A 19449-nucleotide genomic window follows, 5' to 3' on the forward strand; every position below is an offset into this window, starting at 1 on the left:
GAGCAAAGGGTTAGTGTTGAGCATTGACCTGATGAGACGCCTCATCCAGAGCCGCTTTGAGCGCAGTTGCAAAGCTAAGCGACTCAGCCTGAGTCATCGGAATTCCATCCTTTTTAGTGACGAAGAAAATATCTTCAGCACGTTCGCCTAGGGTGGCAATCTTGGCAGAGTGAATATCCAGGCCGCGCATCATAAACAGGCCGCCAATCTTGGCCAGCAGACCCGGCTGATCCAGCGTCGCAATTTCAACCATATTCTGATTCAAGGCCGGGTTTAAAGTAATATCGACCGTATTTTCAATATCAAAATGGCGTAACTGGCGAGGAATACGGCGCTGCATCAGGCCCGGATATTCGTCTGAATGACTCAAGGCCTCTTTAAGGGCGTCAATGACAGTTGCTTCACGTTCTGGATCAGTGAGCAGAGTGCCAAAACGGTCCAGCACCACATAAGTGTCCAGACTAAAGGCTTTGGTCGCAGTAATAATACGGGCATCCTGCACATCCAGATTCATGCGGTCCAAAATGGCCACAGTGGTGGCAAACAGGTTCGGCTTGTCTTGGGTATAAATGAAGATCTGGACTGCATCTTGTGCATATTTGCGGTGCGCGCGCATTAATACCAAAGGTGCAGGATTGTCCCCATGCTCCAAAATGGCGCGTGTGTGCCAGGCAATCTCATCGGCTGATTCTTTCAGGAAATAATCATCGCCCAGCTCCTGCCAGACGGTTTCTACATCGTAAAGTGAGAAATCATTAACCAAGAGTTCACTGGCTGCAAACTTGGTATCTTCAATCAGCATTCTATAATCGACCGGGCGGCCCAGACCGGACCGGATGACATCACGGGCATGGGTGTATAGCTGACGCATTAAAGAGGCACGCCAGGTATTCCAGAGTTTTGGATTGGTTGCATTGATATCGGCGACGGTGAGGGTGTATAGATAATCCAGATGTTCCATATCTCCCATTTTTTCTGCAAATTCCCGTACTATATCCGGGTCAGAAATGTCTTTTTTCTGTGCAGTAACTGACATGAGCAGATGATTTTGAATCAGCCAGGCAACCAGATTACATTCGCGTTCGGTAAAGCCATGCGTCCGGCAGAACTTGATGGCATCAGCTGCTCCGAGTTCGCTATGGTCACCGCCACGCCCTTTGGCAATGTCATGGAAAATGGCAGCCAGATAGACAATATCGCGGCGGCTGAGACGCTGGAACACAGAGCTGACCACTGGAAAATCTTTGGCAAAACCGGGTTCCTTAAAGCGGTTCAGATTACGCAGTAAGAGCAGAGTATGAGCATCCACGGTATAAATATGGAATAGGTCATATTGCATCAGGCCGGTAATCTGGCCAAAGGCCGGAATATAATTGCCCAGTACGCCATAACGCTTCATCGTTACTAGAGTGTCATACAGGCGATATGGCGAGCGGATAATCGCCATGAAAAGTGCCTGATGAATTGGATTATCGCGAAAACTCTGATCAATCCGTTTCGCTGCCAGCGTCAGCAGACGCAATGTGCGGGCACGGATACCTTCAATTTCCGGGCGGTTGGCCAGTAAATAAAAAATTTCCAAGATAGCGCTGGGATTTTCTGAAAAAACTTTGTGATGCTGAACGGCAAGCTTGCCATCGACCAGCTTGAAATTTTCGTTAATTTCTTCAATTTGACGTTCATACTGCGGTAAACGTGGCGTAATCACCGATTCACTAAAGTAAGCCAGCAACATTTCATTCAGGGTAGATACCTGTTGTGCGCTGCGATAATAGCGCTTCATGAACTGTTCAATCGGATAATTCTGATGATGGCCTTCTTCGCGTACATAACCGAATTTGGCCGCAATTTCCCGCTGATAATCAAACAGCAGGCGGTTTTCATCACGCTTGGTCAGACGGTGCAAATGATGGCGGATTTCCCAGAGAAAGCTTTCTGCCTCTTCAAGTACGGCCAGTTCAAATTCTGAAATAAAACCCAGATGCACCAAGTCATAAATACGGTTGACCCGAAAATGCCGTTTGGCAATCCAGCCAATCTGGTTAATATCCCGGATGCCGCCTGGGGCATTTTTGATGTCTGGTTCCAGATTGCTTTCGGTGTCATTGTGCTGAGCATAGCGCTTATGCTGTTCATTGACCTTGGCATCAAAGAAGGTCTTATCCGTCCAGGTCTGTGAAACAATCCGCCGAGGCCATTTAGACAGGTTTTCATTGCCAATAATCAGACGAGCTTCAATCAGGGAGGTGGCCACTGTTAAGTCACTGCTTGCCTGAGTCACACATTCATTAATCGTACGGACACTGATGCCGGGCTTGAAATTACCCACATCCCAAAGAGAGGAAATAAAGGTCGAAATGCGTTGTTCCTGTTCAGGAATAATCTTATTTTCGGACAGGATCATGATGTCAACGTCGGAATAAGGCAGCATTTCGCGGCGGCCATAACCACCTACAGCAAACAGGCTGAGCTCAGTCTGATCCAGCCCGGCATGTTTCCAGAGGAACTGCAAGGCTTCATCAATCAGGTTGGAGCGCGCCAGAATGATGTCACGAATCGACTGTCCATTTTCAAAACATTCCTGCAGCTGATTTTCAACATCGCTACGCCACTGGTTAATGGCCTGAATGTCATGGTTGCTTTGAATATAATTCAGCAAAGGTAAGGTATTGATCATGAACAGGGATCCGTTAGTATTTCAGCTTAATTTTGATGAACGCTAATTTGGTCGGCAGTCTGCTGGGCCAGTTCGCGTGCCTGGTCAATGGTTTCTGCGCGTGCAGTCGCCACACCCATACGACGGCGCTTAAAGCCCTCAGGCTTGCCGAACAGGCGCACATCCGTATTCGGATTTGCTAAAGCAAGATTTAAGCCAGAAAATGAAAGATTATGGTCATCTACACCTGCATAAATCACGGCACTGGCTGCAATGCTATGACGTTCGGTGTTGACAGGCAGGCCAAGAATCGCACGGGCATGCAGTTCAAACTCGCTCTGGAATTGTGAAGCTAAGGTGACCAGACCGGTATCATGCGGGCGCGGTGAAACTTCACTAAACCATACTTTGTCACCTTTAATAAAGAGTTCCACACCGAAAATCCCGCAGCCACCGAGTGCTGTTGTGACTTTATGGGCAATGCGTTGCGACTCTTCCAGCGCAGCCGGGGTCATCGGCTGAGGTTGCCAGCTTTCCACATAATCGCCTGAATCCTGACGGTGCCCGATTGGATCACAATAGGATGTTTCGATTACACCGGTTTGCGGGTTTTTTGCACGTACTGTCAGCAAGGTAATTTCAAAATCAAAATCAATCTGCGACTCAACAATCACTTTACCATGATTGATCCGGCCCCCAGTCTGTGCATGGTCCCAGGCAGCATCTACTTCTGCAAAGCTTTTTACGCGGGACTGACCTTTGCCTGAAGAGGACATCACCGGTTTCACAAAGTTTGGATAACCAATGTCATCACAGGCAGCACGGAACGATTCTAGGGTATCTGCAAAACGATAAGCCGAGGTCGGCAAGCCCAGTTCTTCGGCGGCCAGACGGCGAATACCTTCACGGTTCATGGTCAGATTCACCGCTTTAGCAGAAGGAATCACCGTTGCAATTTTCTGTTCTTCAATCTCTAGCAGAACTTCGGTGGCAATCGCTTCAATTTCCGGAACAATCAGATGAGGCTGAACTTGCTGAATCAACTGTCTGAGTTCTGTGGCATTTGCCATATTGAGCGTATGGGAATAGTGGGCCACCTGCATGGCAGGCGCGTCCGCATAACGGTCAGCCGCATGGACTTCAACACCCAAACGTTGGAGTGAAATAACCACTTCCTTGCCGAGTTCTCCTGAACCCAGTAAAAGAACTTTATACGCTGAAGCCTGTAGTGGAGTACCAATCGTCACGTTCATGTGTATTATCCATGCTTGATTTTATGGGCTTTTAGCATAGCAGAACTGCGTGTTCAGATAACCCTTGATTCACATAAAATTATGATATTGCCCAGCAGCTTTATTCATAAGGTTCTGATCATTTTATTATGTTGATGTGGGCGCAGGTTTCGGTTGGCTGTTGGGGAAATTTTGCAGGGGATAAATACAGCTTTGAGGATGTGTTTTTCCACTTATAGGATTTGATTGGGCAGAAGACCAAGCAGTACACGTTTTTAAAGTCTGCATGCGCCGAAAATAATACAAACGGCCTAGTGGTAGAGCGATAAAGAGGAGAGCTAAGCCGCTTTCGACACCTGTAAAAAACATTGCATCATTAAGCAATTGAGTGAAATTTCCTTTCATCAGCAAGAAAAAGTCAGAGTATTTTGAATGTATAGTGGGAAGAATGGAGGAAAGCAGACTCCAAAGACTAATAATTATTTTTAGGATATAAGTGTAGAACCAGCTGAATTTGATTCAACATGATAATGATTTTATTTTGATCATGTTTTTGAAGATAAATGATAGGAATCAGATCGGCAGCATGGTAATGAACTTCAGTGAAATGACCATTAAAATTTTGTGTATTGATGATACACTCAAAGTAACTGCTCGGGAATTTGTTTTGAAAATAGGTAGAACGTCATCCTGTTTAAGATGAATAAAGACTTTTCATGCTCTGCACAATGATTTTCTTGTTTTTCTTCTGACTTATAAAGCCTTATGCTATTAATAGGATAAGGCTTTATGTGCTTGGATTATTGAATAAAAACTTAAAAAGACACCGGAACATAGGTATAAACCAGACCGTAGGTTAAAGCGGCAATCAAGGTCGCCATGACAATTTTCTTAAATTTAAAATACAGACCACTCAGCACCATGAAGCCTATCAGCATGGCAAAACTTTTATTGGGCGTTTCTAAAAGGGGGGGCAAGGTTGCAACGACCAGCATCGAACTAATTGCAGCAATTCCAATGGAACCCAAGGCAATTTTTAACCATAAGGCACCACGTTTTTGTGAGCCTTGCTGAAATTTTTGAATAACAAAAAATGGTCCAAAGCGGGAAGCAAAGTTGGCAATCCCCACCAGAATTCCGACCAGAATAATTTCGAGATTCATCGAGGGTCTCCTGCATGTTCAGGATCAGGTCTCTGTAAAACATAATGCTTGAACAGGCCAGCAAAAATACCGGAACTGATACCGATAAAAATGGCTGCGGACAGGTCAATAAGATAGCAGGCAACCGCCGAGACAATAATGGTAACTGCCACGACAAAGCTATGTTTCTTCTCAAAGGCTGCCAGCAGAAAACTCAGGAATAAGGCAGGGAGCAAGAAGTCCAGTGCTGCTTGCAAAAATTGCGGTAAATTACTGACCTGATCGGCAAATAAACCACCCAGAAAAGAACCCAATGCCCATGATAGCCAGCTGAACAGACTGAGGCCAAGCATCCAGGATTCAGACCATTCCTGACGCCGCTGTGATAGTTTGATCATGCCAGAAGCAAAGACTTCATCGGTCAGACCCCAAGACCAGACAGCTGTTTTTTTCAGGTTCAGACGATCCTGAATCAGGTTTTGCAGGGCAGGGCCATACAACAAGTGACGAATGTCTAAAGCAATGACAGTCAGCGCCGTCATCCAGATGGAAGTACCACTGCCGAGTAACGCAACCACCAGAAACTGACTGGCACCAGCATACATCGAACAGGACAGGAACAGGGCTTCCCAGGCCGTAAAGCCGAATTGAGTCGCTGAAACACCGAAAGCAAACGACACCGGCAGATAGGTGAAGATAATCGCCTGGCTGTCTTTTGCACCTTGCCAGAATCCGGCAGGCTGCATTGCGGATGGATTGTGCTCTGTCACGAAACACCTGCAGGAGAGTTGAACAAGAGGTCAAATGAAGATTGTGTATTGTACGCGAATTTACTAGCATAGTGCCGAATTTTTTAAAAAGGCGAGCCTGATATGCTGATGTTTAAGACACGTGCACTGCTGACTGTTTCTTTAATAAGCAGTGTATTGTTGCTGCAAGCTTGTGGAAATGACCACCAGTCGCCTGAACAAGCTCAGATTAAACCTGCACCAAAGCTGACAAATGATGCTACGACCTATGCCAATGCGGCCTGGAAACTGATCAATGAAGTCGACCCTCTGGTGTATAACAGACAGCTGGATCAACTGGAAAAACAGGTACGTGAACCTGCCCGTAAGCTCAGCACCGACTGGCGGATTAATGTCAAAATGACTGACTCGGTAACTGAAGGTAAATACGCATTATGCCGTAAGGCCTTAACCAGTCTGGAAATCTGGGCACGCACTACCCTGGAAAATGGGAGTAGTGTGGCTCAAAAGCAGGCGGATTATGAGCGGGACAAAAAGCAGTGTGAAAATGCAATTGCCAATCCGGCCTTAGGAAATACCGACCCTAAGCAAAAGGGTACCGCAATTGCCGAGATGCAATAAAAAACCAATTATCAATTTAGATTCTCAAACAAAAAGCCAGTCTTCACGACTGGCTTTTTGTTTGAATATTCAAAGATTATTCAAGGAACTTAACAGTCACACCAGACTTTACTTTTTTACCCAGGTCATTGGCATCCCAGTTGGTTAGACGGATACAACCGTGTGAATAAGATTTGGAAATCAGAGAAGGATTCGGTGTACCGTGAATACCAAATGATTTTTTATTCAAGCCAATCCAGATATTCCCTACCGGACCGTTTGGACCTGGTGGTAAAGACAGTGGCTTTAAGTTTTTACCCTGAATAAAGTTTGACGGTGAGTAGCTATACCAAGGGTTCGGCGCAACACCAGTAATTTTGTAAGTACCCGTTGGTGAAGGGGTGCTGGTGTTCCCGATACTGGCCGGGAATGAACCAATCATTTGATTTTTACTGTTAAATAAGTACAGCTGTTTTGCACCTTTATGCGCCACAATCAAATGAATACCTTCTGGAAGTTCATTACGTACATTTGTTACCAGAATTTTTTGGCCGACTTTATTAAAGTTCGCATTCGGGTTTAACTTCTGCATGAAGTTTTGATCCATATGGAACTTTTCACTAAGCATTTCTAGCGAGCTGGTGTAATACAAGCCTTTCATTTTTGCCTGTTCAGCGTAATTGGAAGGAATAGACTTGACAAAAGGACCCGCCAGATCTTTTTCAGTGATAGTGTATTCAACAAAAGCAGGCTTGGAACCTTGACGTTCAATCAGTTTATCCCAGGTTTCTTTGGTCAGTACACCTGTAGGCTTAATGCCGTTCATTTGCTGAAAAGACGCGATAGCTTTCAGGGTATTTTTACCGCTGGTTCCATCAATTGCACCTGGTGAAGCATGAGCATTATTCAACATGACATGCGCACGTGCATATACCGGGAACTGACCCGCACCAATATTTTCATACCAGGTGGCGTTATTGAGACCCTCTAGGGTCCACGACGCTTTAGTTGCTGCCGAACTGGCAGTTTTACTGGCGGCTGCAGGTGCAACGCCGCTATCGGCATTTTGGTCTTCAGTATTCTGCAAGGTATTTAAAGCTGCAGATGCTTGATCCAGCTCTTTTTTTTCTTGTGCTGTAATTTGAGCTTCTTCTGTTGGGGCAGTGGTCGTCTGGCGGGTTGCAGGAGCTTGTGCCGCCGAGGACTCAAGTGCCAGAGGATCAATAGGGTCTTGCACTGAAACATCAGTGGCCATTTGCGGGTTCAATGGTTGTTCAGCAGTAGACGCAGCGAAAACAGTACCTGCGAAAATGCAACCTAGACTCACAGCGAGCATTGTGCGAACGAACATGTAACTCAACCTTAATTTACTTCTTTAACTATGTGAAAAAACACTGTAAGTATTACAGAAAAAATGTGTAGATGCAGTAGTTCTTTTGTGTAAATCTATCCCTTACCATTTCTCATGATCGGTTTTTAAAGTTATGAGAAGTTATTCAAAATGCGGGCTTTTTGTTATGATGGGTTTCATCTTCAAGTATAGATAGGAAAGTGAATGACGACCTTAAAAAATGATCGTTTTCTGCGCGCATTATTACGTGAACCTGTAGACACCACACCTGTGTGGATGATGCGTCAAGCAGGCCGTTATTTACCAGAATATCGTGAAACCCGTGCCCAGGCGGGAGACTTCCTTTCTCTTTGTAAAAATACTGAGTTGGCGTGTGAGGTCACCTTACAGCCTTTACGCCGCTATGATCTGGATGCTGCGATCCTGTTTTCAGACATCTTGACCGTACCCGATGCTTTGGGTTTGGGATTGTATTTTGAAGCGGGTGAAGGTCCAAAGTTTCATAAGACAGTCCGCACCGAGCAGGATGTAGCAAATTTACCTGCATTTAATGCCAAGTCTGACCTGGACTATGTCATGAAGGCGGTATCTACCATCCGTTCGGCCTTGGGGGGGCAGGTGCCGTTAATCGGTTTCTCTGGCAGTCCATGGACGTTGGCCACTTATATGGTTGAAGGTGGTTCGAGCAAAGATTTCCGCTTTACCAAAAACATGATGTATGCCCAGCCTGAAGTCATGCATGCCTTGTTAGAGCGTCTGGCTGATGCAGTGATCGAATATCTGAATGCCCAGATTGACGCAGGTGCCCAGGCCGTACAGATTTTTGACAGCTGGGGCGGGGCGTTGGCGCACCGTGAATATATTGAGTTTTCACTGAATTATATGCAGAAAATTGTGGCTGGCTTGCAGCGTGAGAAAGATGGTCGCAAGATTCCGGTCATCCTGTTCACCAAAGGTGGCGGACAGTGGCTGGAGCCAATGGTTGCTACTGGTGCAGATGCTTTTGGTCTGGACTGGACGACGCCACTGAATGTAGCGCGCCAAACCGTTGCGGGCCGTGCCGCGCTACAAGGTAACCTTGATCCGGCAACTTTGTATGGATCCCATGAGTCGATTGTGAAAGCCACCAAGCTGATGCTGGATGATGCCTATGCCAATGGCGAAAAAACAGGTTATATCGCTAACTTGGGGCATGGTATTACCCAGTGGGTTGATCCTGCCAACCCGACAGCCTTTGTTGATACCGTACATGAGTATAGTGCCAAGTACCTGTAGGATGTAAGCCTTGATTGATTTTATAAAATCAGGGTTTGAATTTACTTATAAGGCAGCTTCGGCTGCCTTATTTGGGATTCTACTGTTGCTCGCCTTTGCCCTGACAGCTTCCATGGGAAGCGAACTGTTGTATGGTTTCTATCGTTACGACTATCTCTTGTTTTTTGCCCTGATAATTCAGGTGGTTCTGCTATATACCAAGCTGGAGTCTTGGGCAGAAGCGAAAGTTATTGCGTTATTTCACCTGATGGCCATGGTGATGGAAATTTTCCTGACCCATCCAGCGATTGGCTCGTGGCATTACCCGCAACCCGCCATTTTTAAAATTCTGACTGTGCCTTTATTTGCCGGATTTATGTATTCGGCTGTCGGAAGCTTCTTTGCGCGTTCCTTACGTCTTTATCAGGTGTCATTTGAGAGATTACCGAGCTTTGCTAATATGCTGGCGCTGGCGGTTCTGTCCTATATCAACTTTATGAGCAAATTTTTTATTCCGGATTACCGGATGATTTTATTTGCCTGGAGTGTGGTGATTTTCTGGAAAACCAAAATCCGTTTTCAATTGAATCGACATGCTTTTCAGTTGCCGATGTTGCCCGTGCTGCTGCTATTGGCATTTATCATTTGGCTCGCTGAAAATATCAGTACCTTTTATCAGATCTGGCTTTATCCGAGTCAGATTGAACAATGGCATATGGTGGGCTGGGGGAAACTCGGTTCATGGTACTTGCTGCTGCTGCTCAGTCTGGTGCTGGTATTGAAAATTCTCGGGCAACGTCAGCTCGATGGAGCCTGGCATTTAAAAGAACAAGATTGAGCCGGTTGCTGAGAAAGCAACCTGTCGAACTTGAAACAAAATGTTTTGCCTTTAAGCACCGTTGACGTTATTCTAGCCACGGTGTAATAAAAATTACCTAATTGTGAATAATTAAAAACACTTAGATAAACTTTTTGGAGAAGTAATCATGTTGAAAAAACTAGCTTTAGCTGCAGTACTTGCAGTGGGTTCAACTGCAGCATTTGCTGACCGTGATGCAGGTTGTGGTATTGGAAGTCAAGTCTGGGCAGGTCAGTCTGGTAAAGTGCCTAAAATTTTGGCAGCAACGACCAACGGTATTTTTGCTAACCAGTTATTCGGTATCACTTTTGGTACTTTGGGTTGTAGCGGTACCGGTACAGTAACCGCCCAAGTGGTGACATTTACCAATGAAAATGCTGAATCACTCGCGCGTGATATGGCGGTTGGTCAGGGCGAAAGCTTAAACGTATTGGCTGAATTGCTAAATATCAAAACTGAAGATAAAGCACGCTTCTTCGCTATTTCTAAGCAAAACTTTGCTTCAATCTATGCAACTGAAAATGAAACTTCACTAGAAGTATTATCTTCTCTGCAAACTGTCATGGCAAATGACGACGTATTAAAAGCTTACGTTTAATATGTCAAAAACCCTGTCGCTTGACAGGGTTTTTTTCTATCTAAAAATAAATTTCCTGTTCTAATATGAAATCTTGCGTTGCCCTTATAATCCTTGCTGCACTGTCTACACTAAGTTGTCCATCCTTTGCCAGTCCGGCAGATCCATTTATTCAACAGGCTCAAATTAATAAGCTGGCTCAAGATATCACTTGGCAACGTTTAATGTACGCTGATGCCAAACAGCATAGCGAAGTGAGCTATTCAGGCTATTTCTATCATGAACAGGGTGCCCAAAATCTGGAACTGGAATTGGCCAGTAATATTCAGGCACTGTTTCAAACGGCTGAACCTGATCAATCTATTCGTTGCCGTTTCCCGGCGCGGAGCCAGTTTCTCATTGAAAGCTTAACGATACCTCATGCTGCTTTACCAGAGGTGGCTTGTCCTGAGTTGAATCAGTGGCTGACCGAAATTAAACCGTATAAAGCGACGCTGATTTATGCCACCGACTTTATGGGCAATCCCAGCTCAATGTTCGGACATACTTTGCTGCGTTTGGACCCTAAAGATCAGCAACAGCTAAATCTGGTGTCTTATGCGGTGAACTATGCGGCCACCATCGAAGGTGAGCAAAGCTGGTCTTATGCCTGGAAAGGTTTAACCGGGCAGTATCCAGGTGAATATTCCCTGATGCCGTATTATCGTAAAGTTAAAGAATATGGGGATTTCGAAAGTCGCGACCTTTGGGAATATGAACTGGCTTTAAGTGCGGAAGAAACCAGATTTCTGGTCCAGCATATTTGGGAAATGAAACATGTACAATTTCCCTATTATTTTATTCAGGACAATTGTGCTTACCGTTTATTAGGCTTAATTGATCTGGTACGCCCACACGCCAATTTGCAGCAGCAGTTTAAGGCAGTCTCCATTCCGCTTGAGACTATTAAAGCCTTGGATGATGAACAGCTGATCAAAGACGTGGTATATCGTCCTGCTCTGGAAACCCAGTTACTGGCACAGGCCAGACAGCATGGTCACAAGCTGGCAAAAGTAGCCCATCAAATTGCCATGTCTGAACCGTGGGAACATGGTCAGATACTCGAATCTTACTCAGCTGAAAACCAGGCCAAGATTCTGGAAATGGCCTATGACGACTTGTATCTGCATTTTCTCGCCCGAAAAATTGATCCTCAAGTGGCGCAGCCACGTTTAAGGCAGATTCTGGTGCAACGAAGCCAGTTGGCCCTTGAGAAGCAACGCCTGAATGTCGCCGTACCCAAGACCAATCCTGTGCAAGCGCATGATGCACGTCATCTTTCTTTTAAAGCTGGTGAGGTTCAAGGCCAGACCTTTGTCGAGATCGGTCATCGTCAAGCTTATCATGACCTGATTGATCCACAAGGAGGATTGCGTACCGGAACCCAACTGCTGTTTTTGGATGGTGCTCTGCAATATCGCCAGGATCGGTTGAAGCTGAAGCATCTGGATCTATTAACCGTCAATTCCTATAACCCGATTCATGCTTTTAAAACACCCTTATCCTGGGGATTTAACTTGGGCTGGCAACAAGAAGCTCTGAATTCAGCGGGCCATTTTAGTCGTGAAAGCCAGCATGGGGTCGCTAACTTAAACGTGCAGGCCGGTTATAGCTGGGCCAATGCAACACGTGAACATCTATGTTATACACAGCTACAAAATCATTTACAGGCAGGCAAAGCCCTGGATCAAGGTTGGCGTGTAGGAGCTGGTCCGACCATCGGCTGTCAGAATGTCTGGAATGAGCAGCTCAATAGTCTGATACAAGTAGAATTGCCATATTGGGAAGATTCACATCAATGGCAGCTGAAATTGAAGACCCAATTTCAGTATACCTGGACCCTACAATATGCAATTCGGGGGGCCTGGGAATATCAGCGACAAAACCATCAAGATTGGGAACAGTGGAGTCTGAGCCTGATCCGTTATTTCTAGAGAATAAAAATTGAGTTGGCTATTCTAACTTTTGACCTGAGCTTAAAATATAGGCGGTATTATTATAGGGGAGGTTTGGTTATTTTGTTAACTTGATCACTATTATTTAAATAATAGTGATAATATTCATACTATAATGTATAAATTGTATTGTATTTATTAAATAATGTCATTGAAAATTGCAAATATCAGGAACTCCATCCTATGAATAATGAAAATATGGCAATGCTGGCTGAGCAGTGGGAACAGATATGTCAAAATTATTCATCTGATGCTTTATTACAAGCCTTACAGTTTGTTCAGGAGCATTCGGTTGTTCTGGTGGATGAGTTTTATAAAAATATGCTGCTCGAAAAAGAATCTGCACAATTTTTAACAGATAAACTGGTCCAGCAGCGCTTGCATACGACCTTAATCCAATGGTTATCGGAAAGTTTTAGTGTTCCGGTAAATAAGGATTATATGCAAGCGGTACAAAGACAGGCGATGGTCGGCCATGTCCATGCGCGTATTGGTATTCCTGCCTGGCTCATTATGCGCGGTGTGCGTGAAATCCAGTATATGGTCTTTCAATTATTGGGTTTAAACCCATCTGCCCATGCTTTTACCACCTGTAGTTATATTATAGAAGTCATGGGATTTGCTACAGAAATTATGTGCCGCTCCTATGAGGCCAAAACAGTAGCGAATCAGGAAGTCAAGCATAGCTATCGTGTATTTTCTGCGATGCAGGATGTTGCAGTACAAAAAGACAAGCAGCGCAGTGCCTTGCTGGACTGGGAAAATGATTTGATGTTCAAGGTGTTTTCAGGCACTGGCCCATTCAGACATCCGATGTTGTCCAAGTCTGAATTTGGACTTTGGTTTATTCATAAGGCAGCCTATGCTTTTGCGGAGTCAGATCAGGTCGATCTGGTCATCAAGCGGATTTATCAGGTTGATGAAGTGAATAAAGCTGTAGGGGAATGTACAGAAAACACTAACATGCTGGGGTTGATTCAACACATCCGTGATATTAACCGTGAAATCCAGCATCTGGTAGACCAATTGTTTCAGGTGGCTGATTATATTGAAGCCGGGAATGATTCCTTGACTCAGCTGCTCAATCGCCGTTATTTAAATACGATTATTTCTCGCGAAATCAGCTACTCGCGGCAAAACCAGACGCCTTTGTCCCTATTGGCAATTGATGCCGACTTTTTTAAAAATATTAATGACAAGTTCGGTCACACAGCGGGGGATGTTGCGCTGAAATTTATTGCTGAAGCCTTGCAGAGGTATAGTCAGGGCAGTGATTATGCTTTTCGTCTCGGTGGCGAAGAATTTTTACTGCTGCTAGTAGATGCCGATGAGAAACGTACGCGCCATATTGCAGAGAGTATTCGTCAATATGTGGAAAATAGCCTGATCAATGACGGACAGGGACAGTGCTTTAAACTGACGGTCAGTATCGGCTGTGTCTTATTTGATGGTCATCCTGATTATCAGAAATTCCTGGATGCAGCTGATGCTGCATTGTATATGGCAAAAAATACTGGCCGAAATCTGGTTTATATGGCTAAGCCTCCATCTTGTGGACAGATTAAACAGCAAAGAAGGGCTTAAATGCTGGAGAGCGTATGTTTTAATCTGAGGGCTGCTGCTGGATAAAAGCCAGAAACTTTTGTTTTAGCTGAATATAATCGGGATGAGCTTTAGCTTCATCCCACTTTTGCTTAAATATTTTTGCTGCCGCTGCTTTGACGGGGTCTTCTGGACTTCGTGGGAGTTCATCCCGGCCATGTGAACCGCTTAACCCTTTTTTATCTTCAGGTACAGGGCCTGCATACTTTTTACCGCTTTTATGATTGGCATAGCGCCGGGCACGGGTATAACCCATCTGCAAAAACTTGCGTGCCATATCTGCGCCTACAAAATCATTCTGCTGTAAATATTCTAAGAATAGAGCATAAATTTTTGCGCTGCTAAGCTGAGCTTTTTCTGCATCGGCAAAGCGCCAGTACGGCAGAATTTCCGATTTATAAGGTTCGACCAACAAGACCCCTTGTTCTCCACGACCAATCCGGTATAAATCCGGACGCTTACGAAAATCGATCTTTTTAAAATCGAGAGAATAATCAAAGCTAGATGAATATACACGTGAAGTACGTTTAGGTGGGTCTAACGGTTTCTTGCTCATGCCTTTACTACTCCAGCAAATAGAAGTGCTATATATGTTGCAATGAGAGCAGTAAAAAATCAGTAGGACATTATGACAGGAAATGTATTATCAATTTAAAATAAAGCAAATGTAGCTGATTCTTATGGTTATTTTGAATGGACTAATACTGAAATGATTTCAGTATTAAGGAGTCGGGGGCTGAATCAAACAGTTTAAAATTTCTTATTGTGTGAAAGATATTTAGTATTCAACCACCACATAATACTTTTTAACCGCTTCGACGACTTCAAATGTGCCGGTAAATGCAGGGGGAATGATACCGGCTTCGCCCGCTTTTACCTCAATAAATGACTGGTTCTGGGTATCATGTATACGGACTACACCTTTAATCACCTGAAAAAATTCCTGTTTATTTTCAGAAAATTGAATATTCCATGCCCCTACTTCACAATTCCAGATTCCGCAGTCCATATGTGGATGCTCATAAGCGCTATAGGTCAGACGTTTTGGATTTCCCTGAACCAGACGCTCTGGCCTTGGATAATCGACACTGGCCTCAGCTTGACTTAAACCCTGACCTGCAATCCAAATTGACATTTTCTGATAACCTTATCCGGATAAAAAAGCCTCGACATGCGTTGAGGCTTTGAGGGATTAATAACTTTCTGGCACGGCACTTAAAAATTCACGACGTTCTTCTTTATTGGTTTTAAAATCTCCGATAAAAGAAACCGTACGTGTCGTTGATTCCTGTTTGCCTACACCACGCATCATCATACACATATGTGCAGAATCGATCATGACCGCAACACCGCGCGCTTTGGTCACTTCTGCGACAGCCTCGGCAATTTGCTGGGTCAGGTTTTCCTGAATTTGCAGGCGACGCGCAAACATTTCGGTAATACGGGCAAATTTGGACAAGCCGAGCACATGACCTTCAGGCAGATAGGCAATATGTACACGACCATAGAATGGCAATAAATGATGTTCACAGAGTGAATAGAACTCGATATTTTTTACCAAAACCATTTCACGGTTATCCGAAGGAAACACCGCGCTGTTGGTGACTTCTTCAAGAACTTGGCTATAACCTGAGGTTAAATACGAAAAGGCTTTCGCAGCACGCATGGGCGTATCTTTGAGGCCAGGGCGATTTAAATCTTCACCAACGGCAGTAAGAATGTTTGCGTAGGATTGCTGCATAGTCATATGACATATTCACTTAAACTGAGAATGAAACAAGGAGGGCATTGTAGCAGAAAACTATTACAATGCCTTATTTTAGGGTGGAATCCGATTAATGTTTAAACTTTGGATTTTTTTCTGCGCGTTTTAGCAGAACCAGCACGGCACCAGTGCCTCCCTGTCTTTCCGGTGCACTGACAAAGGCCAGAACATCACGATGTTGACGTAACCAGCCGTTGACATAGGTTTTTAAAATTGCTTCAGGACCTTTGCCATGAACAATTTTGATCACATTCTGGTTTTCGTCTTTGGCCATCTGAATGATTTGTAGTACAGCCTGACGGGCTTCCTCGACAGTACAGCCATGCAGGTCAACGGCTTCAAACCAGCGTAAATTGCCGGCTTTTAAATCTTCAAAGACTTTGTGCTGTAAAGTTGCAATACGGTAACTTAAGTTTGCCTGACTTCCAACAGGATTGAGCATCGCCTGAGTATCGGATAAGGCAGCCTGATCCGTTTCCATTGGACCTTCGGCAGCTGCACGCTTGGCCAGCGTCTGGGCATCCACTTTCTTTTTTGGCATTTTCTCTATTTTGGCAATATTGCCCTGAGTTATTTTTTGCACTCCCTGCATCTGCTTGCGAAACAGCTCAAGATCATCCTCCTGCGCTTGTTCAGGTGTCTTTTCAACAGGCGTAACAGGAGCCACCTGTGGGTGTGGATTGCTGATTTGTTTTTTAAACTGTTTCAGCAAATTGAACTGGTCTTTGGAAAGTGAAGAATCGTGTTTGCTCATAATGAAAAAAACAGGAGAGAAATGCAAAATTTAACTAAATTATAGTCCTGAATTGCATAAAAGAGAACTGACTTGCATTTATAGCTGCATATAGAAAAATTCAAGGCCGGAGAGTTACAGGGAAATCATAAGATCTTCACGTAGTTATGAGGATAAATAAGTGTGATTTAAGTCTCTATCAGGGGGATTGAGTAGACAAAATATAATCAGGAGAACTTATCAGAAGAGCTATTTATGTGGAGAGGATGAAAGCAGCAGCTGGCCCATATGCGCTTATTGTATTCTCAAACGGTCTTTTTTACTTAAGCGCTTAGAGCTGCTATTGATACTTAGGCCATAGTAAAGCTTGAGTGAAAAATTAAAAACCCGATTCTGAAATCGGGTTTTTTAAAAGCTTGTTAATTCTTAAACAGTTTCTGGCTCACCAAATAACTCATAGAAAGCATGGTCAGGACGCGGCTGTTTCATAAAGCTTTCACCGACCAGAAAGGCATGAATATCCTGTTCCTGCATCATGCTGACGTCAGCAGGTGTAGCGATACCGCTTTCAGTGACCAGTAAGCGTGACGGATCAAGTAATTTTTTCAGCCGAATTGAGGTGTTTAAGTCCACCTCAAAGGTTTTTAAATTACGGTTATTCACACCAAGCAGACAGCGGTCAGAAAGTTTTAAGGCACGTCCCAGCTCTTCCTCATCATGTACTTCGACCAGCACATCAAGATTATGTTCAAATGCAGTCTTGGACATTTCCTCTAATTGCTGGTCTGATAAAGATGCCACGATCAGCAAAATACAGTCAGCATGCAGGGCACGTGCCTCGATGACCCCATACGGGTCGATCAGGAAGTCTTTACGCAGGGCAGGCAGGCTAGAATGTGAACGTGCGATCTGAATATTTGCATCTGCACCGTGGAAAAAATCCTCATCGGTCAGTACCGATAAACAGGCTGCACCAGCTTCTTCATACTGCTGTGCAATCTCTGCCGGATTAAAATTTTCCCGGATAATCCCTTTTGAAGGTGAGGCTTTCTTGATTTCAGCAATCACCCCGGGACGTTTAGACAGGAGCGATTGGGTAAAACTACGCACTGGCGTCGCTGCCTGTGCCAGCTCTTCCAGGTCTTTGTAGCTGTGCTGCTTTAAACGTAGTGCAAATTCTTCTTTCTTGCGGTCAATAATTTTACCTAAAATTGTATTGGCGATATCAACCATGATAAAAACTCCTGACCTGTTTAAACTTCATATTGCTTGATGGTTTTTGTAAATTCAGAAAGTACACTCATTTTCTCAAGTGCCTGACCGCCATAAATAATATCATGCGCCAGCGCCACACCTTGCTTATAGCTGGTGGTTAAACCAGATACATAGATTCCGGCACCTGCATTCAGAGCAATCATATTGGCGGCCTTATAACCAATCTCGGATTTTTTCTTGCCGAGAGCATCTTTAATCAGCGCCAGACTTGTTGCAGAATCTTCCACAATTAACCCGGTTAATGTCTGGGATTCAATATCCACGAGTTCAGGCGTAATTTCCCATTCACTCACTTCACCATTTTTAAGCTCGGCCACATGGGTCGCAGAAGCCAGACTGATTTCATCTAAACCATCACGTGAATGCACCACCATCACATGTTCTGCCCCGAGCTGTTTCATGACCTCTGCAATTGGGCGGCATAATTCATTAGAAAATACACCAATCACCAGACGCTTTACTCCGGCCGGATTCGTAAGCGGGCCAAGTAAGTTAAAAATACTGCGAATACCCAGCTCTTTACGTGGACCAATCGCATATTTCATGGCCTTATGATGATTGGGTGCAAACAGGAAGCCGATACCAATGTCACGGATGCAGCGCTCAGTCTGCTGCATGTTCAGGTCAAGATGGATACCGGCCTGTTCCAGCAAATCAGAAGAACCAGATTTACTTGAAACTCCACGGTTCCCATGTTTGGCAATAGTTGCGCCTGCCGCCGCAATCACAAAGGCCGAGGCGGTAGAGACATTAAACAGGTTCTGTCCATCGCCACCTGTACCGACAATATCGACCAGATGCGGTATGTCGCTGACTTCAATTTTAGTTGCAAGTTCACGCATGACCCGTGCTGCGGCGGTGATTTCATCAATACTTTCACCTTTCAGGCGTAAACCCATGAGTAGGGCACCAATCTGTGCATCGGTAGTTTCGCCCGACATGATGCTACGCATCACATCTTCCATTTGTTCCTGAGTCAGATGAATATTTTTTGTAATATTACTTAATGCTTGTTGAATGTTCATTTATTGTGCTTCGCCCATTATGCATAAATTTCAAGAAAGTTTTTAAAGATCTGATGACCATGCTGGCTCAGGATGGATTCCGGGTGAAACTGCACGCCTTCGATCGGCAATGTCTTATGTTTAATTCCCATAATTTCTTCCATCGAACCATCTGTTTCATTGGTCCAGCAAGTCACTTCCAGACAGTCCGGTAACGTCGCTTGATCGATCACCAAGGAGTGATAACGGGTTGCCGAAAAGGGAGAAGGCAGGTGACTGAAAATCCCGGTATCGCTGTGATACATATCAGACAAACGTCCATGCATCACGCGTTTGGCGCGAACAATCTCACCGCCAAAGGCCTGTCCAATACTTTGATGACCCAGGCAGACGCCGAGTAAAGGGATTTTCCCGCCAAAGTGCTGAATAGCCGGAATAGAGATACCCGCTTCACTTGGAGAGCAGGGACCAGGACCAATGACCAAATACTTCGGTCGCCATCGCTCAATATTCTCCAAAGTCACGGCATCATTACGGACTACTTTTACTTCCTGTTGCAGTTCGCCAAAATACTGGACGATGTTATAAGTAAAAGAGTCATAGTTGTCGATCATGAGAAGCATTTTGAGCATAACCTCTTGAAGTTTATATATTTT

At 44.6% G+C, this 19449-nt stretch carries 18 protein-coding genes; 6 read left to right on the forward strand and 12 right to left on the reverse strand.

The window, feature by feature from the left end:
- Window positions 1-10: 10 nt before the first annotated feature.
- The 4 genes from glnD to E2K74_RS06245 all read right to left on the reverse strand — a co-directional run bounded on the left by glnD (window position 11) and on the right by E2K74_RS06245 (window position 5776).
- Entirely contained in the window at window positions 11-2677 is a 2667-nt protein-coding gene (gene glnD, locus E2K74_RS06230) for a [protein-PII] uridylyltransferase (protein ID WP_151206762.1), read from the reverse strand.
- A 26-nt stretch (window positions 2678-2703) separates the two neighbouring features.
- Window positions 2704-3918, reverse strand: a complete 1215-nt coding sequence (gene purT, locus E2K74_RS06235; protein WP_171480657.1) for a formate-dependent phosphoribosylglycinamide formyltransferase — start codon at window positions 3916-3918, stop codon at window positions 2704-2706.
- A gap of 785 nt (window positions 3919-4703) precedes the next feature.
- Window positions 4704-5051 (reverse strand): L-valine transporter subunit YgaH, encoded by a 348-nt coding sequence (gene ygaH / locus E2K74_RS06240; RefSeq protein ID WP_151203869.1) that lies wholly within the window; start codon window positions 5049-5051, stop codon window positions 4704-4706.
- Complete coding sequence (locus E2K74_RS06245; protein ID WP_171478799.1) at window positions 5048-5776, reverse strand: AzlC family ABC transporter permease; 729 nt, start codon at window positions 5774-5776, stop codon at window positions 5048-5050. Before E2K74_RS06245 ends, ygaH begins: the two co-directional genes overlap by 4 nt.
- A 126-nt stretch (window positions 5777-5902) precedes the next feature.
- Between E2K74_RS06245 and E2K74_RS06250 the strand changes: the two genes are divergently transcribed.
- On the forward strand, window positions 5903-6400 hold the full coding sequence (locus tag E2K74_RS06250; protein ID WP_151206764.1) for a hypothetical protein: 498 nt from the start codon (window positions 5903-5905) through the stop codon (window positions 6398-6400).
- A gap of 76 nt (window positions 6401-6476) precedes the next feature.
- On the opposite strand, the gene E2K74_RS06255 is transcribed toward E2K74_RS06250, so the two are convergent.
- Complete coding sequence (locus tag E2K74_RS06255; RefSeq protein ID WP_151206765.1) at window positions 6477-7730, reverse strand: L,D-transpeptidase family protein; 1254 nt, start codon at window positions 7728-7730, stop codon at window positions 6477-6479.
- 204 nt (window positions 7731-7934) lie between these two features.
- On the opposite strand from E2K74_RS06255, the gene hemE reads away from it, so the two are divergent.
- The 5 genes from hemE (at window position 7935) to E2K74_RS06280 (ending at window position 13998) form a co-directional block, all read left to right on the forward strand.
- Entirely contained in the window at window positions 7935-9005 is a 1071-nt protein-coding gene (gene hemE / locus E2K74_RS06260) for a uroporphyrinogen decarboxylase (RefSeq protein WP_151206767.1), read from the forward strand.
- 10 nt (window positions 9006-9015) lie between these two features.
- The gene (locus E2K74_RS06265; RefSeq protein ID WP_151206769.1) at window positions 9016-9822 is read left to right on the forward strand and encodes a DUF817 family protein; all 807 of its coding nucleotides are present in this window, start codon (window positions 9016-9018) and stop codon (window positions 9820-9822) included.
- Window positions 9823-9970: 148 nt separating this feature from the next.
- Window positions 9971-10441: a DUF3015 family protein gene (locus tag E2K74_RS06270; protein WP_151206770.1), complete on the forward strand. Its 471-nt coding sequence runs from the start codon at window positions 9971-9973 to the stop codon at window positions 10439-10441.
- Window positions 10442-10506: 65 nt separating this feature from the next.
- Window positions 10507-12393, forward strand: coding sequence for a DUF4105 domain-containing protein (locus E2K74_RS06275; protein WP_151206771.1), 1887 nt, complete (start codon window positions 10507-10509; stop codon window positions 12391-12393).
- Between the two features lie 204 nt (window positions 12394-12597).
- Window positions 12598-13998, forward strand: a complete 1401-nt coding sequence (locus E2K74_RS06280; protein ID WP_151206772.1) for a diguanylate cyclase — start codon at window positions 12598-12600, stop codon at window positions 13996-13998.
- Between the two features lie 19 nt (window positions 13999-14017).
- Here E2K74_RS06280 and E2K74_RS06285 read toward each other — a convergent pair whose 3' ends face one another.
- The 7 genes from E2K74_RS06285 to E2K74_RS06315 all read right to left on the reverse strand — a co-directional run bounded on the left by E2K74_RS06285 (window position 14018) and on the right by E2K74_RS06315 (window position 19416).
- The gene (locus tag E2K74_RS06285) at window positions 14018-14572 is read right to left on the reverse strand and encodes a DUF4385 domain-containing protein (protein ID WP_151206773.1); all 555 of its coding nucleotides are present in this window, start codon (window positions 14570-14572) and stop codon (window positions 14018-14020) included.
- Between the two features lie 222 nt (window positions 14573-14794).
- Window positions 14795-15151 carry a cupin domain-containing protein gene (locus E2K74_RS06290; RefSeq protein ID WP_151206774.1) on the reverse strand — a complete coding sequence of 119 codons (357 nt, stop codon included), beginning with the start codon at window positions 15149-15151 and terminating at the stop codon, window positions 14795-14797.
- A 57-nt stretch (window positions 15152-15208) separates the two neighbouring features.
- The gene (gene folE / locus E2K74_RS06295) at window positions 15209-15757 is read right to left on the reverse strand and encodes a GTP cyclohydrolase I FolE (RefSeq protein ID WP_171478796.1); all 549 of its coding nucleotides are present in this window, start codon (window positions 15755-15757) and stop codon (window positions 15209-15211) included.
- 94 nt (window positions 15758-15851) lie between these two features.
- On the reverse strand, window positions 15852-16535 hold the full coding sequence (locus E2K74_RS06300) for a Smr/MutS family protein (RefSeq protein WP_151203858.1): 684 nt from the start codon (window positions 16533-16535) through the stop codon (window positions 15852-15854).
- 405 nt (window positions 16536-16940) lie between these two features.
- Window positions 16941-17747 (reverse strand): indole-3-glycerol phosphate synthase TrpC, encoded by an 807-nt coding sequence (gene trpC / locus E2K74_RS06305; RefSeq protein ID WP_151203857.1) that lies wholly within the window; start codon window positions 17745-17747, stop codon window positions 16941-16943.
- Between the two features lie 20 nt (window positions 17748-17767).
- Window positions 17768-18814, reverse strand: coding sequence for an anthranilate phosphoribosyltransferase (trpD, locus tag E2K74_RS06310; protein WP_151203856.1), 1047 nt, complete (start codon window positions 18812-18814; stop codon window positions 17768-17770).
- 17 nt (window positions 18815-18831) lie between these two features.
- Window positions 18832-19416 (reverse strand): anthranilate synthase component II, encoded by a 585-nt coding sequence (locus tag E2K74_RS06315; RefSeq protein WP_151206775.1) that lies wholly within the window; start codon window positions 19414-19416, stop codon window positions 18832-18834.
- Window positions 19417-19449 lie beyond the last annotated feature (33 nt).

Origin of the sequence: Acinetobacter sp. RF15B (assembly GCF_007558235.1) — a bacterium.
In the GTDB taxonomy this organism is placed as follows: Bacteria; Pseudomonadota; Gammaproteobacteria; order Pseudomonadales; family Moraxellaceae; genus Acinetobacter; species Acinetobacter lwoffii_C.

Bases quoted from the DNA above. Each gene is read 5' to 3' on its own strand.
- glnD (WP_151206762.1), bottom strand. From the start codon at position 2,677: ATGATCAATACCTTACCTTTGCTGAATTATATTCAAAGCAACCATGAC.
- ygaH (WP_151203869.1), bottom strand. From the start codon at position 5,051: ATGAATCTCGAAATTATTCTGGTCGGAATTCTGGTGGGGATTGCCAAC.
- E2K74_RS06245 (WP_171478799.1), bottom strand. From the start codon at position 5,776: ATGCAGCCTGCCGGATTCTGGCAAGGTGCAAAAGACAGCCAGGCGATT.
- E2K74_RS06250 (WP_151206764.1), top strand. From the start codon at position 5,903: ATGCTGATGTTTAAGACACGTGCACTGCTGACTGTTTCTTTAATAAGC.
- E2K74_RS06255 (WP_151206765.1), bottom strand. From the start codon at position 7,730: ATGTTCGTTCGCACAATGCTCGCTGTGAGTCTAGGTTGCATTTTCGCA.
- hemE (WP_151206767.1), top strand. From the start codon at position 7,935: ATGACGACCTTAAAAAATGATCGTTTTCTGCGCGCATTATTACGTGAA.
- E2K74_RS06270 (WP_151206770.1), top strand. From the start codon at position 9,971: ATGTTGAAAAAACTAGCTTTAGCTGCAGTACTTGCAGTGGGTTCAACT.
- E2K74_RS06275 (WP_151206771.1), top strand. From the start codon at position 10,507: ATGAAATCTTGCGTTGCCCTTATAATCCTTGCTGCACTGTCTACACTA.
- E2K74_RS06280 (WP_151206772.1), top strand. From the start codon at position 12,598: ATGAATAATGAAAATATGGCAATGCTGGCTGAGCAGTGGGAACAGATA.
- E2K74_RS06285 (WP_151206773.1), bottom strand. From the start codon at position 14,572: ATGAGCAAGAAACCGTTAGACCCACCTAAACGTACTTCACGTGTATAT.
- E2K74_RS06290 (WP_151206774.1), bottom strand. From the start codon at position 15,151: ATGTCAATTTGGATTGCAGGTCAGGGTTTAAGTCAAGCTGAGGCCAGT.
- folE (WP_171478796.1), bottom strand. From the start codon at position 15,757: ATGCAGCAATCCTACGCAAACATTCTTACTGCCGTTGGTGAAGATTTA.
- E2K74_RS06300 (WP_151203858.1), bottom strand. From the start codon at position 16,535: ATGAGCAAACACGATTCTTCACTTTCCAAAGACCAGTTCAATTTGCTG.
- trpC (WP_151203857.1), bottom strand. From the start codon at position 17,747: ATGGTTGATATCGCCAATACAATTTTAGGTAAAATTATTGACCGCAAG.
- trpD (WP_151203856.1), bottom strand. From the start codon at position 18,814: ATGAACATTCAACAAGCATTAAGTAATATTACAAAAAATATTCATCTG.
- E2K74_RS06315 (WP_151206775.1), bottom strand. From the start codon at position 19,416: ATGCTTCTCATGATCGACAACTATGACTCTTTTACTTATAACATCGTC.